The organism is Cellulosimicrobium sp. I38E, from assembly GCF_001647255.1.
GTDB lineage: Bacteria > Actinomycetota > Actinomycetes > Actinomycetales > Cellulomonadaceae > Cellulosimicrobium > Cellulosimicrobium cellulans_E.
Map to the genome: position 1 here is coordinate 161,581 of NZ_LUAZ01000001.1, position 14,087 is coordinate 175,667.

The following is a 14,087-nucleotide window of genomic DNA, read 5'->3' on the forward strand; positions in this document are numbered from 1 at the left end:
TCAGCAGGAGAGAAGAAGGCAGATGTCGCCCACGGGGAAGCTCAAGCTCATCGATCGCGTGAGCGCGATCAACTGGAACCGTCTCGAGGACGAGAAGGACCTCGAGGTGTGGGACCGCCTCGTCGGGAACTTCTGGCTGCCCGAGAAGGTGCCGGTGTCGAACGACATCCAGTCGTGGCACACGCTCACGGCGGAGGAGCAGCAGCTCACGATGCGCGTGTTCACCGGTCTGACGCTGCTCGACACGATCCAGGGCACGGTCGGCGCGGTGTCGCTCATCCCCGACGCGATCACGCCGCACGAGGAGGCGGTGTACACCAACATCGCGTTCATGGAGTCGGTGCACGCCAAGAGCTACTCGTCGATCTTCTCGACGCTGTGCTCGACGCGCGAGATCGACGACGCGTTCCGCTGGTCGGAGGAGAACCCGAACCTCCAGCGCAAGGCCGAGATCGTCATGGAGTACTACAAGGGCGACTCGCCGCTCAAGCGCAAGGTCGCGAGCACGCTGCTCGAGTCCTTCCTCTTCTACTCCGGCTTCTACCTGCCGATGTACTGGTCGTCGCGCGCCAAGCTGACGAACACGGCCGACCTCATCCGCCTCATCATCCGCGACGAGGCCGTGCACGGGTACTACATCGGCTACAAGTTCCAGAAGGGTCTCGAGAAGCTCTCCCCGGAGGAGCGCGACGAGCTCAAGGCGTACACGTTCGAGCTGCTCTTCGAGCTGTACGACAACGAGGTGCAGTACACGGAGGACCTCTACGACGGCGTCGGGCTCACCGAGGACGTCAAGAAGTTCCTGCGGTACAACGCGAACAAGGCGCTCATGAACCTCGGCTACGAGGCGCTCTTCCCCAAGGACGAGACCGACGTCAACCCGGCGATCCTCTCGGCGCTGTCGCCGAACGCGGACGAGAACCACGACTTCTTCTCCGGCTCCGGCTCGTCGTACGTCATCGGCAAGGCCGTGAACACCGAGGACGACGACTGGGACTTCTGACCGTCGCCAATCCGGCGCCGAGGGCCCGGACCTGCACAAAGCTGCGGGTCCGGGCCCTCGGCGTCTGGCATAGTCCCGCCATGGGCATGCTCAGGGAGCGGCTGCGCGCCGCGGGCCTCGACGACGTGACCTCCGTCGAGCCGGTGAGCGGTGGGCTCGCCGCGACGGCCGGGCTGGCCCGGCGGGCCGACGGCGAGCCGCTGTTCGTCAAGGCGTTCGACGCGGACGCGCCGGGCGACGACGTCTTCACCGTCGAGGCCGAGGGCCTGGCTGCGCTCCGCGCAGCCGGGCTGGAGACCCCCGAGGTGGTTCACGCGGGCCGGGACCTGCTCGTGCTGTCGGCGCTCGCTCCGCGGCCGTCGACGCCGGTCTTCTGGGAGGAGCTCGCCTGCTCGCTGGCGCGCGTGCACACCACGACGCGGAGCGACCGCTTCGGGTGGCACCAGGACGGCTGGCTCGGCCGCTGCCGGCAGGTGAACACGTGGACGGAGGACGGCTTCGAGTTCTTCGCGCAGCACCGGCTGCTGCGCTGGCTCGACGAACCCCGGGTCCACGCCGCGCTCGACGCCGCGGACCGTGCAGCGCTCGAGCGCCTCTGCGCGCGGCTCCCGGAGGTGCTGCCGGGAGGACCGGCCTGTCTGACGCACGGCGACCTGTGGGCGTCGAACGTCATGGCGACCGCCGACGGCCGCCCGGCGCTGATCGACCCGGCCGTCTCCTACACGTGGGCGGAGGTCGACCTCGCTCACGTGTGGACGACCGCGCCCCCGCCCGAGGCCGACGCCTTCTTCGGGCTCTACGCGGAGCTCACGGGTCTCGACGACGACTGGCGTGCGCGCCTTCCCGTCGTCCAGCTCCGGCAGCACCTGGCCGTCATCGCGCAGTTCGAGCCCGACTGGGGCGCGGCGGAGGCTGTCCGCGCGACGCTGGCCCCCTTCCGGACGCGCTGACCGACGACGATCGTCGGCTCAGTCGTTCGGGCGGGACTGCGCGCCCTCGACGGGCGGGTCGGCCGACCACGGGAACGTGATCCAGAGGTCGGTGTCCTTCCACGAGTAGTCCGGCTGGATGATCGTGCGCGGCTTGGTGTAGAGCACTGCGGACCGCGCCTCGGCGCCGTGGTTGCTCAGCATCTCCATGACCAGGGCGAGCGTGCGGCCCGAGTCCGCGACGTCGTCGACCACGAGCACGTGCGCGCCCGGCAGGTCGGACGTGTCCATGAGCGGCGGGAGGACGCGCGGGTCGGTGAGGGTCTGGCCGATGTCGGTGTAGAACTCGACGTTGAGCGTCCCGACGCCCTTGGTCCCGAGCGCGTACGCGACCGCGCCGCCGGGCAGGAGCCCGCCGCGCGCGACGGCGACGACGACCTCCGGGCGGAACCCGCTCGCGACGACCTGCTCGGCGAGCTCGCGCGCGGCGACGCCGAACGTCTCCCACGTGAGCACCTCGCGCTCGGGCGGGACGGCGGGGCTCGGCGACAGCGCGTCGTCGGGCACCGCGGGGACCGGGTTCGTGGAGGCGTCCGTCATGGACCGAGCGTACGTCGCGCGACGCGCGGGCTCTGCCGGTCCAGGTCCCGGCGGTCCGGGACCCACGGCCCGGACCCGCGACCCCTACCGACGCGACGAGGGCCGCACCCCGCTCGGGGTGCGGCCCTCGTCGAGACGTGTCGGCTCAGTGCCGGTCAGTACGCCGCGAGGATGTCCACGACGAAGACGAGCGTCTCGCCCGCGAGCTCGTGCGTGTTCTCGTCGCTCTTCTCGCCGTAGCCGAGCGACGGCGGGATGACGAGGAGCACCTGGCTCCCGACGGTCTGGCCGGACAGGCCCTGGGTCCAGCCGGCGACGACGCCGCTCAGCGGGAAGGTCGAGGGCTCACCGCGGTCCCACGACGAGTCGAACTGCTCGCCGTCGAGCTTCCAGCCGGTGTAGTGCGCGATGACGGTCTGGTCCTCGGTGACCTCGGGGCCGGTGCCCTTGATGAGCGGCTGGACGACCAGCTCGGTCGGCGCGGTGTAGCCCTCGGGGATCTCGATCGACGGCTTGCCCGTGTCGTCGAGCGTGACGACGGGCAGGCCCTCGGCGGGCGTCACGGCCTCGCCCTCGGCGCGGTCCGGGACGTCCGCGGGGTCGGGGGCGACCGGGGCGTCCTTGACGGCGGTGACCTCGCCGACGGTGAGGATCGCCGTGCCGTCCTGGCCCGGCGCGGCGAACAGGAAGCGGGTCCCGACCTTCTTGCCCACGAGTACCTCGATGAGCTGCGGGTACACGCTGTCGTCGAGCGGGACCGACTGCGCCGAGTCGTCCACCCAGGTCGACCCGACCTTGGAGCCGTCCGCGCCGGAGTACGCCGCCTGGTGCAGCGTGACCTCCTGGCCCTTGGCGATCTCGTCGCCGTCGCCGTCGTTCAGCGAGATCGCGGCCGCGCCCGACACCTCGAACGGCGTCTCGAACTCCACGGTGGGCTCTGCGCCCGGGTCGCCGGTGACCGTCACGGCCTCGAGCGCCGCGACGTCCTCGGGCGCCGACGTCGCGGCGTCCGCGCTGTCGGTCTCGGACGGGCTCGGCGACGTCTCGTCGCCGGACCCGCCCTCCGACGAGCAGCCGGAGAGGACGAGGGCGGCGCCCAGGGTGAGCGCGGCGACGCCGCGCAGGGTGCGGTGCTTCACGAGAGGGGGTCCTTCGGTCGGTGGGACGACGCGGGGTCGTCGGGTCTGGGCCGCACCCCGCAGGACGGCGGTCGTCGGCGTCCCGGGTCGGGGCCGCCTCGCGTCCGCGTGCCGGGTGCAGCACCGGCGCGGACACTCTAGCGGTCCTGCCTGGACACCCGCTGGGAGCCGCCGGCCCGACGGCTGCGCCCGTACGTCGCCCCGCCCGTCAGTCGCCCCCGCGCGCGGCGCCCGGGGGAGAATGGGCGCATGCCGTCCCGCCGACCGTCCCGCAAGCGACCCTGGGGAGCGGAGCCCGCACCCCTCGACCTGGACCGGGCTCTCGGCGGCGCGCGCCGCGAGTCCGGGGCCGACGGCGAGTGGCAGGTCCGGACCGTACGCGGCGGGTCCAAGACCTACCTGTGCCCGGGGTGCAACCAGGAGATCCCGCCCGGGACGGGCCACGTCGTGGCGTGGCAGGAGGACTCGTTCTTCGGCGCCGAGACGGCGCTCGACCACCGCCGGCACTGGCACACGTCGTGCTGGCAGGCGCGCGGGCGCCGTCGCCCCCGGTAGAGGTCCGCAGTGGACGAACTAGGCTCGACCCTGATGAGCACCGCACCCGATCCCGCGCCCGCCGGAGCCGACGCACCGGCCGGTCCGACCCCCATCCGGTCCCTGACGGTCCTGCCCGCACGGCGCGAGGACGTCGAGCTGCACACGGCGGACGGGCTGACGCTCGTCGGCGAGCTTGCGCTCCCCGCCGACCGCGACCCGGTCGCGACCCTCGTGACCCTCCACCCGCTGCCGACGCACGGCGGCTACATGGACTCGCACGTCTACCGGAAGGCGGCGTGGCGCCTGCCCGCGCTCGCCGACCTCGCGGTGCTGCGGTTCAACACGCGCGGGACGTCGTCGCCCCGCGGGACGAGCGAGGGTGCGTTCGACGGCGGCGAGGCCGAGCGCTTCGACGTCGCCGCGGCCATCGAGCTCGCGGAGTTCCGCGACCTGCCGCACCGCTGGCTCGTCGGGTGGTCGTTCGGGACCGAGCTCGCGCTCAAGCACGGGACCGACCCGGCCGTGGAGGGCGCGATCCTGCTGTCGCCGCCGCTGCACCGCGCGACGGACGAGGACCTCGACCGGTGGGACGCGTTCGGCAAGCCGCTCGTGGTGCTCGTCCCCGAGCTCGACGACTACCTGCGCCCCGACGAGGCGCGCCGACGCTTCGCGCGCGTGCGCAACGCCGAGGTGATCGGCGTCGACGGCGCCAAGCACCTGTGGGTGGGGGAGCCGTCCGTGCGGCGCGTGCTCGACGAGATCGTGGGCCACGTCCGCCCCGGGTTCCCGCTGCCGCTGCCGACCGAGTGGTCCGGCGACGGGACCGGGGCCGTGACGGCCGAGCGTGACACCGCCGACTCCGACCAGGCGAGCTACGACGCGAGCCGGTCGGACGGCGTCGACGACTGACAGCCCCGGCGGGCCGGTCGCGGTCGTGGCACGGTGGGACGAGACCCGACGACGACGGACGCACGACCTGAGGAGGACGACGTGACGACGGCCCCGCTCGAGACCTTCACGCTGCGCGAGGGGTACGGGACCCCGCTCGTGCTGCTGCACGGCTTCCCGCTGGACCACCGTATGTGGGCCGACGTCGCGGCCGCGCTGCCGGGCGAGCCCACCGTCGTCGCCGTCGACCTCCCGGGGCTCGGCGCGAGCCCGCTCGCGGGCGGTCCGCCGTCGATCGACGCCGCCGCGGACGCCACCGCCGCCGCGCTCACCGCGGCCGGGATCACGCGCGCGGTCGTCGCGGGGCTGTCGATGGGGGGCTACGTCGCCCTCGCGCTCGCGGAGCGGCACCCCGACCTGGTCGCCGGGCTCGGGCTCGTGGACACCAAGTCGACGGCCGACACCGACGAGGCCGCCGCGAACAGGCTGCGCATCGCGGACGACGCCGCGCGGTCCCAGACCGTCGAACCCGTCCTCGGCATGCCGGGCGTGATGCTCGGCGAGACGAGCAAGGCCGCGCGCAAGCACCTCACCGCGCGGCTCGAGGAGTGGATCCGCGGCCAGCGGCCCGACGGCGTCGCGTGGTCGCAGCGCGCGATGGCGGCCCGGCCGGACCGCACCCACGTCCTCGAGGGGTTCGCCGGCCCGGTGGCCGTCGTCGTGGGGGAGGAGGACGCGCTCACGCCCGCGGCCGAGGCGGAGCACATGGCCGACGCCGCGCCCGCCGCACAGCTGGTCCTCGTGCCCGGCGCCGGGCACATGAGCGCGGTCGAGGACCCCGCGGCCGTGGCGGACGCCCTGGGCGACCTCCTGGCCCGCGCCGCGACCTGACGGGTCGGGCCGTCCCCGGCGCTCCCGGGCCGCCGTCGGTCAGCGCCCGTCGAGCACCAGCGCGAGCGCGTCCGCGAGGTCGATCGACTCGCCGTCCCGGCCGCCCTTGCCCAGCACGAGCGGCGGGTCCGACGGCTCGACGTCCACCCCGCGCAGCCGCCCCAGCACGGTGCCGGGCACCCCGAGGACGTAGAACTCCCCGTGCTCGCCGACGGCGACGCTGCGGTTGCGGCGCAGGTACCAGCCCTTGAGCGGGGTCCGGTACGTGGCGCTGCCGTCGAACGACCGGGCGCGCAGCGGCTCGGGCGCGAGGCCGCGCTCACGAGCGCGCACCACGAACTCGGCGAGGAGCGCTCGTGCTGCTGCGCTCTCCCGCGCGCGCTGGCGGTCGAGCTCGCGTTGTTGGTGCGCGGCAGCCTCGGTCCGCTGCCGACGCCAGTCGTCGGCAGCGGACCCGGTGCGGCCCGAGGGGTCCGCGGAGGACATCGGTCAGGCCGGCGCGGGGGCGTCGGACTCGGCCTCGGCCTCCGCCTGACCGGCGGAGCCCCGCTTCGTCGAGGCGCCCGACCCGCCCTTCGGGGCCGGCTCGTCGGCGACGACCGGGAACTCCGCCGTCATGAGCGTCGCCGCCCGCGCCTGCTGTGCGGGCGTGCCCGCGGGCACCGCCGCCTTCTTCGTGGCGGGAGCCTTCGCGGCCTCGGCCTCGCCGCCGAGGAGCCCCCGCAGCTCGTCGAGGTAGGTGTTGATCGAGTCGTGCTGGCGCGTGAGGTCCTCGAGCTGGCGCTGGGCCACGTTGCGCTGCTGCTCGGCCTCCGCCTTCGCGTCGCTCACCGTCTGGTCCGCGAACGACCGCGCCTCGGCGACGATCTGGTCCGCGTTGCGACGGGCCGTCGACATGAGGTCCTTGACGTACGCGTCGGACTCCCGGCGGACCTTCTCGGCCTGCTCCAGCGCGAGCGCGACGCGCTTCTCGGCCTCCGCCGCGTGCTCCTCGGCCGTGGAGACCAGCTTCTCCGTCTCGGCCTTGGCGGCGGCGTGCCGCTCCGCGTTCTCGCGTTCCGCCTCCTCGCGGCGACGCACGACCTCGAGCTCAGCGTCGGCGAGCGCGGTGCGGGCCTTGTCGCGCAGCTCCTCCATCTCCGACGTGACCGCGTTGGCGGCCTCGGTCGCCTTGCGCTGCGCCTCGTCGACCTGGCGCTGCGCCTCGCGACGCGCGTTCTCCAGGAGCTCGGCGGACTCGCGCTCGGCGGACTCGCGCTGGGCGGCGGTCTCCGCCGCCACACGGGCACGCAGCTCGGCGGCCTCGCGCTCGGTGGTCACGCGCAGCTCCGTCGTCTCGCGCTCGGCCGTCGCCTTCAGCGTCCCGAGCTCGCGCTCGAGCGACGCGCGGCGCTCGCTCTCCTCGGTGGCGATGGCGCTCTGGATGCGCGCGGCCTCGCGCTCGGCGGAGCCGACGAACTCCTCGGCCCGGCGCTGGGCGCTGAGCAGCGTGCCCTCGGCCTCCGACGCGCTCGTGGCGCGGACCTCCTCGGACTCGAGCCGCGCGCTGTTGAGAAGCTCCGCGACCTCGTTCTCGGCGCGGGAGCGCACCTGCCCGGCCGAGAGCTTGGCGCGCGCCATGATGTCGGCCGCCTGGGCGTTGGCCTGGGAGAGGATGTCCGCGGACTGCTCCTCTGCCGAGCGCATGAGCTGCTCGATGCGGGAGCCGAGGCCGGCGTACGAGGGGCGCTCCGCCTCGCGGAGCTGCCGCTGGGCGTCGGAGAGCTCGCTCGTGAGCTGCATGGCGCGGGCGTCCGCGGCCTCGACGCGCGAGCGCGCGTCCTCCACGGCCTTCTCCAGCTTTGCGAGCTGAGCCTCGACCTGGACGCGGTCGTAGCCGCGCATCGTGATGGGGAAGAGCGTGCGCTCGTCGGACACGTCGATGACCTCCGGTGCTGGTTCGTCGCGGCGTCCGCCGCCGGGCGGCGTCCCTCGCGAGGAGGGAGGGCGCGGCGGTCGTGCCACGGCCCCGCCGTGCTCCGACCAGGATACGGGGATCGCGCTGTCCTGAATACCCGGATTGGAGCAGGTGAGACGATGGTCGCAGTGCTGCGGGACGGACGGCACAGGGCGAGGCGGCAGGCTGGTCCGGCGGCGTCGCGCGCCCCCTCCCTGAAGGTCGGCTGACGAGCGTGGGACCGTGGGGAGAGGGGCTCGTGAACGGATCGTGAGGATCCGCGCCCGATGCCCCGCGGTCGATCTACGAGGGGTTCCGCACCTATTCTGGAACGTCGATCGACGAAGGGAAGCTCGGTGCTGCAACGAATCATCGCCGCCCTCCTGCTCGTGGGAGGGCTGGTGGCCGTCGGCCTCGGCGTCGCGTCCGCCACGGTGTGGCGGGACAGCGACACGGTCGTGGCGACCACGGCCTACACGGGGGACGGCACCATGCTCGTCACCGAGCCCGGGGTCCTGGACCTCGTGGCCGAGGACGTGACGATCCGTGCCACGGCACCGGGCGAGCAGCAGGTCACCCTCGCGATCGGCCGCGAGGTCGACGTGACGGGATGGGTCGGGGAGGACGCCCACGGCGTCGTCACCGGGCTCAGCGACTGGGACGCGCTCGCGACCCGTGCGGCCGAGCCGGCCGCCGCGGAGGAGCCTGCCGAGGGCGAGACGCCCGCCGAGGGCGAGAGCCCTGCCGAGGGGGAGACCCCGGCCGAGGACGCGCCCGCCGAGGGCGAGACGCCTGCCGAGGGTGAGGCGGCCGAGGGGGAGACCCCTGCGGACGGCGAGACCCCCGCCGAGGGCGAGACCCCGGCCGAGACGGCCGTCGTCGGCGTCGACCCCGCCGGGTCGGACATGTGGTTCGAGGAGTCGACGGGCGCGGGCTCGGCGAGCCTGCGCTGGTCCGACCAGCCCGGCCGCTGGCAGCTGCTCGTGGCCGGCGTCGGTGAGGGTGCCGTCGCCCCGACGCTCGAGCTCTCCTGGCCGCGCCAGGTCGAGACGCCGTACCTGTGGCCGGGCGTCATCGGCGGTGCGGTCCTCATCCTCCTGGGCCTCGGGATCGGCGCGGCGAGCCTGCGACCGAAGCGCCGCGGCCCGTCGGGGCGCGGCACCGCGACGTCGGCCACTCCTGCGGTCGCCCCGGCCGCGGCTGCGCCGGGAACGTCGTCGGGCAAGCGCGACGGCGACGCGTCCGACGGCGAGGTGCCGACCGACACCGCGCAGGTGCGCATGCTCACGCGACGCGAGCTGCGCGAGCGCGAGGAGGCCGAGCGGCTCGCCCAGCAGCAGACGCGCGCCCAGAAGCCCCGGCGCGCGTGGCTCACCGGCCAGATCCCGATCGTCGCGCGGGGCGAGCGGCGACCCAAGACCGCGGCGCAGCCGGCCGTCGACGCGGCGGACGGGCACCCGACCACCCAGGACAGCGCGACGACGCGTGCCGACGCCTGGCGTCGGGCGTGGGGATTCACCCCGGGCAGCACGGGGTCGGGCGAGGCACCTGACGCGCAGCGCGACACGGACGAGACGAAGGACAGCACCCGATGATCAGCACCGCCCGCGACACGGCACGCCCGCGCGGCGCGCGCCGGTACCTCGCCGGGGTGGCCGGCGGTCTGGTCGGCGCGCTCCTGCTCGCCGCCTGCTCCGCCCCGCTGCCGACGGCGCAGCCCGACCCGACCCAGGACCCGCCCCCTCCCGTCCTCTCCGAGGCGCAGGAGACCGTGGTGCTCGACGCGGTCGCCTCGGCGCTCGCCGCGGCGAGCGAGGCGAACGACCCCAAGCAGCTCGAGGGCCGCGTCACCGGCCCGGCGCTCGCCATCCGCACGAGCCAGCTCGCCGTCGCGGCCGCACGCGGCAACGCAGACCTCGTGACGGAGCTGCCGACCGAGGCCCAGCAGGTCGTCATCCCGACGACGCAGACCTGGCCCCGCACCTCGTACGCCGTGAGCGTCCAGCCCGAGAGCCTCCAGACGCCTCGACTGTCGGTGCTCGAGCAGGCCGGCGCGCGGGATCCCTACCAGCTCTGGGCGTGGGTCCGGCTGCTCCCCGGCGTGACGATGCCGAGCTTCGCGGACCCGAGCATCGGGAGCGAAGCCGTCGCACCCGACGACTCGAGCCTTCTCGTCACGCCCACGGACGCCGTCGCGCAGTACGCCGACGTGCTCAACCTGGGGACGGGCTCCGGCTACGCCGAGTCGTTCGAGGACGACTCCTTCCGCACCCTCCTCGCGGAGCGCGCCCAGGCCTGGACGACGGCGCTCGAGCCCGCGGCCGGAAAGTACGCGCTGACTTTCACGCCCAACGCCGACGAGCCGGTCCGCTCGGTCCGCACCGCGGACGGCGGCGCGCTCGTGGTGGGGGCCATGACGTCGCAGGAGTCGATGACGGCGGAGGAGGGGGCGCAGGTCCCGCCCGACACCGAGACGATCAAGGCGCTCTACGGCGACAAGACCCCGACGAACGTGCTCAAGGTCGGGTACCAGGACGTCGTCGCGCTCTACGTCCCGCCCGCAGGGTCGGAGGAGAAGATCCGCGTCGTGGGCAACGAGCACGTCGCGACGTCCGTCGCGAACAGCTGACCCTCCCTAGGATTGCGTCCATGAGCGAACCTACCCAGCAGCCCGCGTTCGACGTGCGCGGAGCGGTCGACCTGTCCGCGCTGAACCGGCCGCAGTCCCCGCCGCCGGGGGAGGAGGGCGGCGCGCCCGCGGCCGGAGGCTACGTCGTCGACGTCACGGACGAGACGTTCGGCCAGGTCGTCCAGGACTCGACGCAGTACCCGGTCGTCGTCCTGCTGTGGATCCCGACCGACCAGGCGAACGCGCAGCTCGGGACCGACCTCGGCGCGCTGGCGGACGAGTACGCCGGCCGCTTCCTCCTGGCCCGCGTCGACGCCCAGGCGTACCCGCAGATCACCGCCGCGTTCCAGGTCCAGGGCGTCCCGACCGTCGTCGCGATCCTCCAGGGCCAGCCGGTGCCGCTCTTCCAGGGCGCCGCGCCCGTGGAGCAGGTGCGCTCGGTGATCGACCAGGTGCTCCAGGCCGCCGAGGCGAACGGCGTCACCGGCCGGGCGCCGGCCCAGGGCGGCGACGGGGAGCCGGTGCCCGCCGAGCCGGCCCCGGAGCCTGAGCCCGAGCTCCCGCCGCTGCACCAGGAGGCGTACGACGCGATCGAGCGCGACGACCTCGACGCCGCCGTCGCGGCCTACGAGAAGGCGATCAAGCAGGACCCGCGCGACGCGCTCGCCGTCGCGGGTCTCGCCCAGGTGCGGCTCCTCCAGCGCACGCGCGACGCCGACCTCGGGACCGTCCGCGCCGCGGCCGCCGCCGCACCGCAGGACGTCGACGCCCAGCTCGCCATCGCCGACCTCGACATCCTCGGCGGCCACGTCGACGACGCGCTCGGCCGCCTGCTCGACCTCCTCCCCGGCGCCGACGCCGACGCCAAGGAGAAGCTGCGCGTGCGCCTCCTCGACTACTTCGAGGTCGTCGGCCCCACCGACCCGCGCGTCGGCAAGGCCCGCCAGCGCCTCGCGATCAGCCTCTACTGAGACACGAGCGCGGCGTAAGCACCCCTCTCGACGGCGGCCGGTCACCTTGCGGTGACCGGCCGCCGTGGCGCTGAGGGATGCACCGCACAAGGCGAGACGAAGCCGGGTGGGTGGGGTGGTGGCGCCGGGTCGTGGCGGGGCTGGCGGGAGCCGCGAGGGACGAGCGGCGGATGGTAGACCCGGCGCCACCACCCCACCCACCACCCAGGGTGACCAGACCTCGACGTCGGCAGACCAGACCTCGACGTCGGCGGACCAGACCTCTACCTCGGTGACGGGACGAGGTACAGCGCGCCGAGCGGGGGCAGGCGCAGGGTCGCGGAGTGCGCGCGGCCCTTCCACGGCACGGCCTCCGCCTCGACCTCGCCGAGGTTGCCGACCCCCGACCCGCCGTAGACCTCGGCGTCGGTGTTGAGCACCTCGCGCCACGCCCCGCCGGACGGCAGCGCGACGCGGTAGCCCTCGTGCGGCGTGCCGGCGAAGTTCACGACGACGGCGACCTCGCCCCCGTCGCGCCCGCGGCGGACGTAGGCGAGGACGTTGTGGTCGGCGTCGTCGGCGTCGAGCCACTCGAAGCCGGCGGGGTCGTGGTCGAGCTCCCAGAGCGCGGGAGTCGCGCGGTAGAGGGCGTTGAGGTCGCGCACGGTGCGCTGGACACCCTGGCGCCCGGGGTCGGCGGCGAGGCCGTCCCAGTCGAGCGACCGGCCCTCGTTCCACTCGGAGTGCTGGCCGATCTCGCTGCCCATGAAGAGGAGCTGCTTGCCCGGGTGGGACCACTGGTAGGCGAGGAACGCGCGCACGCCGGCGCGCTTCTGCCAGTCGTCGCCGGGCATCTTGCCGTAGAGCGAGCCCTTGCCGTGCACGACCTCGTCGTGGCTGATCGGCAGGACGAACTGCTCGGAGTAGGCGTAGACCATCGAGAAGGTGATCTCGTGGTGGTGGTACCGGCGGTTGATCGGCTCCTCGGCGACGTAGCGCAGGGAGTCGTTCATCCAGCCCATGTTCCACTTGAGCCCGAACCCGAGGCCGCCCGCGGAGGTGGGCCGGGTGACGCCCGGCCATGCCGTGGACTCCTCGGCGATCATCATGACCCCGGGCGTGCGCCGGTACGCCGTGGCGTTGGCCTCCTGGAGGAACGCGATGGCCTCGAGGTTCTCGCGCCCGCCGTGCACGTTGGGGTGCCACTGGCCGGGGCCGCGCGAGTAGTCGAGGTAGAGCATGGAGGCGACGGCGTCGACGCGCAGCGCGTCGACGTGGAACTCCTCGAGCCAGTACGTCGCGTTGGCGACGAGGAAGTTGCGGACCTCGTTGCGCCCGAAGTCGAACACGAACGTGCCCCAGTCGGGCTGCTCCCCGCGCAGCGGGTCGGCGTGCTCGTAGCAGGGCGTGCCGTCGAAGCGGGCGAGGGCCCACTCGTCGCGCGGGAAGTGGGCGGGCACCCAGTCGACGACGACGCCGATGCCGGCCGCGTGCAGGCGGTCGACGAGGTAGCGGAAGTCGTCGGGGTGGCCGAAGCGTGACGTCGGGGCGTAGTAGCCCGTGACCTGGTAGCCCCACGAGCCGCCGAACGGGTGCTCGGCGACGGGCAGGAGCTCGACGTGCGTGAAGCCCTGCTCGACGACGTACGCGGTGAGCTGCTCGGCGAGGTCGCGGTACGACAGCCCCTGGCGCCACGACCCGAGGTGCACCTCGTAGATGCTGAGGGGCTGCGTGTGCGGGTCGTGGGCGGCGCGCGCGGCCAGCCACGCGTCGTCGGTCCACGCGAACTGCGACTCGACGACGATGCTCGCCGTCGCGGGCGGCACCTCCGCCGCCTTGGCGAGCGGGTCCGCCTTCTGCCGCCATGAGCCGTCGGGGCCGAGGATCTCGTACTTGTAGCGCGCGCCCGCGCCCACGCCCGGGACGAACAGCTCCCAGACGCCGGTCGAGCCGAGCGAGCGCATCGGGTGCGTCGCGCCCCAGCCGTTGAAGTCGCCGATGACGCGGACCGCGCGTGCGTTGGGTGCCCACACGGCGAACGCGGTGCCGCTGGTGTCGCCGAGCGCGCTGGGATACGTGCGCAGGTTGGCGCCGAGCGCGCGCCACAGCTCCTCGTGCCGCCCCTCCCGAATGAGGTGCAGGTCCACCTCGCCGAGCGTGGGCAGGAAGCGGTAGGGGTCGTCGTCGGTCGTGGCCTCGTGGCCGTAGCGCGCCCGGACGCGGTAGTCGGGGGCGTGCCGGGTGCCGTCGGCGTCCTGGTGCACCGGGACGACCGCGGCCCACACGCCGTCCTGCTCGTGCGCGGCCGCGTGCTCGCCGTCGGTCGTGACGACGACGACCTCGTCGGCGAGCGGGCGCAGGACCCGGACGACGGCGCGCGCGTCGCCCGGGTCGGGCGCCAGGTGCGGGCCGAGCACGGCGTGCGGGTCGAACGTGCGGCCCGCCGCGGCGGCGGCGAGCGCGTCCGGCGGCACGACGACGGGGGGCGGGGTGGTGGAGTCGGCTGGCCCGGTCATGGGGCAACCTTTCCACGTCGGCTCGCCGCGCACCTGACAGGCTCGCCCGGCGATCGCGAGGGGGCGCTC

General features: G+C 74.2%; 13 protein-coding genes. 8 read left to right on the forward strand and 5 right to left on the reverse strand.

What is annotated here, in order from left to right; genetic code table 11:
• Positions 1-22: 22 nt before the first annotated feature.
• A complete protein-coding gene (gene nrdF / locus A0J59_RS00695) occupies positions 23-1,003 on the forward strand; it encodes a class 1b ribonucleoside-diphosphate reductase subunit beta (RefSeq protein WP_047232915.1) in 981 nt (326 codons plus the stop codon).
• An 80-nt stretch (positions 1,004-1,083) separates the two neighbouring features.
• The gene (locus tag A0J59_RS00700; protein WP_064314890.1) at positions 1,084-1,953 is read left to right on the forward strand and encodes a fructosamine kinase family protein; all 870 of its coding nucleotides are present in this window, start codon (positions 1,084-1,086) and stop codon (positions 1,951-1,953) included.
• Between the two features lie 18 nt (positions 1,954-1,971).
• On the opposite strand, the gene A0J59_RS00705 is transcribed toward A0J59_RS00700, so the two are convergent.
• Positions 1,972-2,532 carry a phosphoribosyltransferase gene (locus tag A0J59_RS00705; protein WP_082918620.1) on the reverse strand — a complete coding sequence of 187 codons (561 nt, stop codon included), beginning with the start codon at positions 2,530-2,532 and terminating at the stop codon, positions 1,972-1,974.
• Between the two features lie 155 nt (positions 2,533-2,687).
• Positions 2,688-3,671 (reverse strand): FKBP-type peptidyl-prolyl cis-trans isomerase, encoded by a 984-nt coding sequence (locus tag A0J59_RS00710; protein WP_047232917.1) that lies wholly within the window; start codon positions 3,669-3,671, stop codon positions 2,688-2,690.
• A 249-nt stretch (positions 3,672-3,920) separates the two neighbouring features.
• Between A0J59_RS00710 and A0J59_RS00715 the strand changes: the two genes are divergently transcribed.
• The 3 genes from A0J59_RS00715 to A0J59_RS00725 all read left to right on the forward strand — a co-directional run bounded on the left by A0J59_RS00715 (position 3,921) and on the right by A0J59_RS00725 (position 5,987).
• Positions 3,921-4,226, forward strand: a complete 306-nt coding sequence (locus A0J59_RS00715; protein WP_047232918.1) for a hypothetical protein — start codon at positions 3,921-3,923, stop codon at positions 4,224-4,226.
• Between the two features lie 33 nt (positions 4,227-4,259).
• Positions 4,260-5,117 carry an alpha/beta hydrolase gene (locus A0J59_RS00720; RefSeq protein WP_047232919.1) on the forward strand — a complete coding sequence of 286 codons (858 nt, stop codon included), beginning with the start codon at positions 4,260-4,262 and terminating at the stop codon, positions 5,115-5,117.
• An 81-nt stretch (positions 5,118-5,198) separates the two neighbouring features.
• A complete protein-coding gene (locus tag A0J59_RS00725) occupies positions 5,199-5,987 on the forward strand; it encodes an alpha/beta fold hydrolase (protein WP_082918633.1) in 789 nt (262 codons plus the stop codon).
• Between the two features lie 39 nt (positions 5,988-6,026).
• Here the strand turns inward: A0J59_RS00725 and A0J59_RS00730 are convergent, their stop codons facing one another.
• Both A0J59_RS00730 and A0J59_RS00735 read right to left on the reverse strand, forming a co-directional pair.
• On the reverse strand, positions 6,027-6,473 hold the full coding sequence (locus A0J59_RS00730; RefSeq protein ID WP_047232920.1) for a hypothetical protein: 447 nt from the start codon (positions 6,471-6,473) through the stop codon (positions 6,027-6,029).
• 3 nt (positions 6,474-6,476) lie between these two features.
• On the reverse strand, positions 6,477-7,904 hold the full coding sequence (locus tag A0J59_RS00735) for a hypothetical protein (RefSeq protein WP_064314891.1): 1,428 nt from the start codon (positions 7,902-7,904) through the stop codon (positions 6,477-6,479).
• A 375-nt stretch (positions 7,905-8,279) separates the two neighbouring features.
• Between A0J59_RS00735 and A0J59_RS00740 the strand changes: the two genes are divergently transcribed.
• The 3 genes from A0J59_RS00740 to A0J59_RS00750 are packed head-to-tail and all read left to right on the forward strand — an operon-like array spanning position 8,280 to position 11,523.
• Positions 8,280-9,518 carry a hypothetical protein gene (locus A0J59_RS00740; protein WP_064314892.1) on the forward strand — a complete coding sequence of 413 codons (1,239 nt, stop codon included), beginning with the start codon at positions 8,280-8,282 and terminating at the stop codon, positions 9,516-9,518.
• Positions 9,515-10,552 (forward strand): hypothetical protein, encoded by a 1,038-nt coding sequence (locus tag A0J59_RS00745; RefSeq protein ID WP_052877589.1) that lies wholly within the window; start codon positions 9,515-9,517, stop codon positions 10,550-10,552. The genes A0J59_RS00740 and A0J59_RS00745 overlap by 4 nt, the downstream gene beginning before the upstream one ends.
• A 20-nt stretch (positions 10,553-10,572) precedes the next feature.
• The gene (locus A0J59_RS00750) at positions 10,573-11,523 is read left to right on the forward strand and encodes a tetratricopeptide repeat protein (protein ID WP_064314893.1); all 951 of its coding nucleotides are present in this window, start codon (positions 10,573-10,575) and stop codon (positions 11,521-11,523) included.
• 263 nt (positions 11,524-11,786) lie between these two features.
• Here A0J59_RS00750 and glgB read toward each other — a convergent pair whose 3' ends face one another.
• Complete coding sequence (gene glgB, locus A0J59_RS00755) at positions 11,787-14,018, reverse strand: 1,4-alpha-glucan branching protein GlgB (RefSeq protein ID WP_064314894.1); 2,232 nt, start codon at positions 14,016-14,018, stop codon at positions 11,787-11,789.
• Positions 14,019-14,087: the final 69 nt, after the last annotated feature.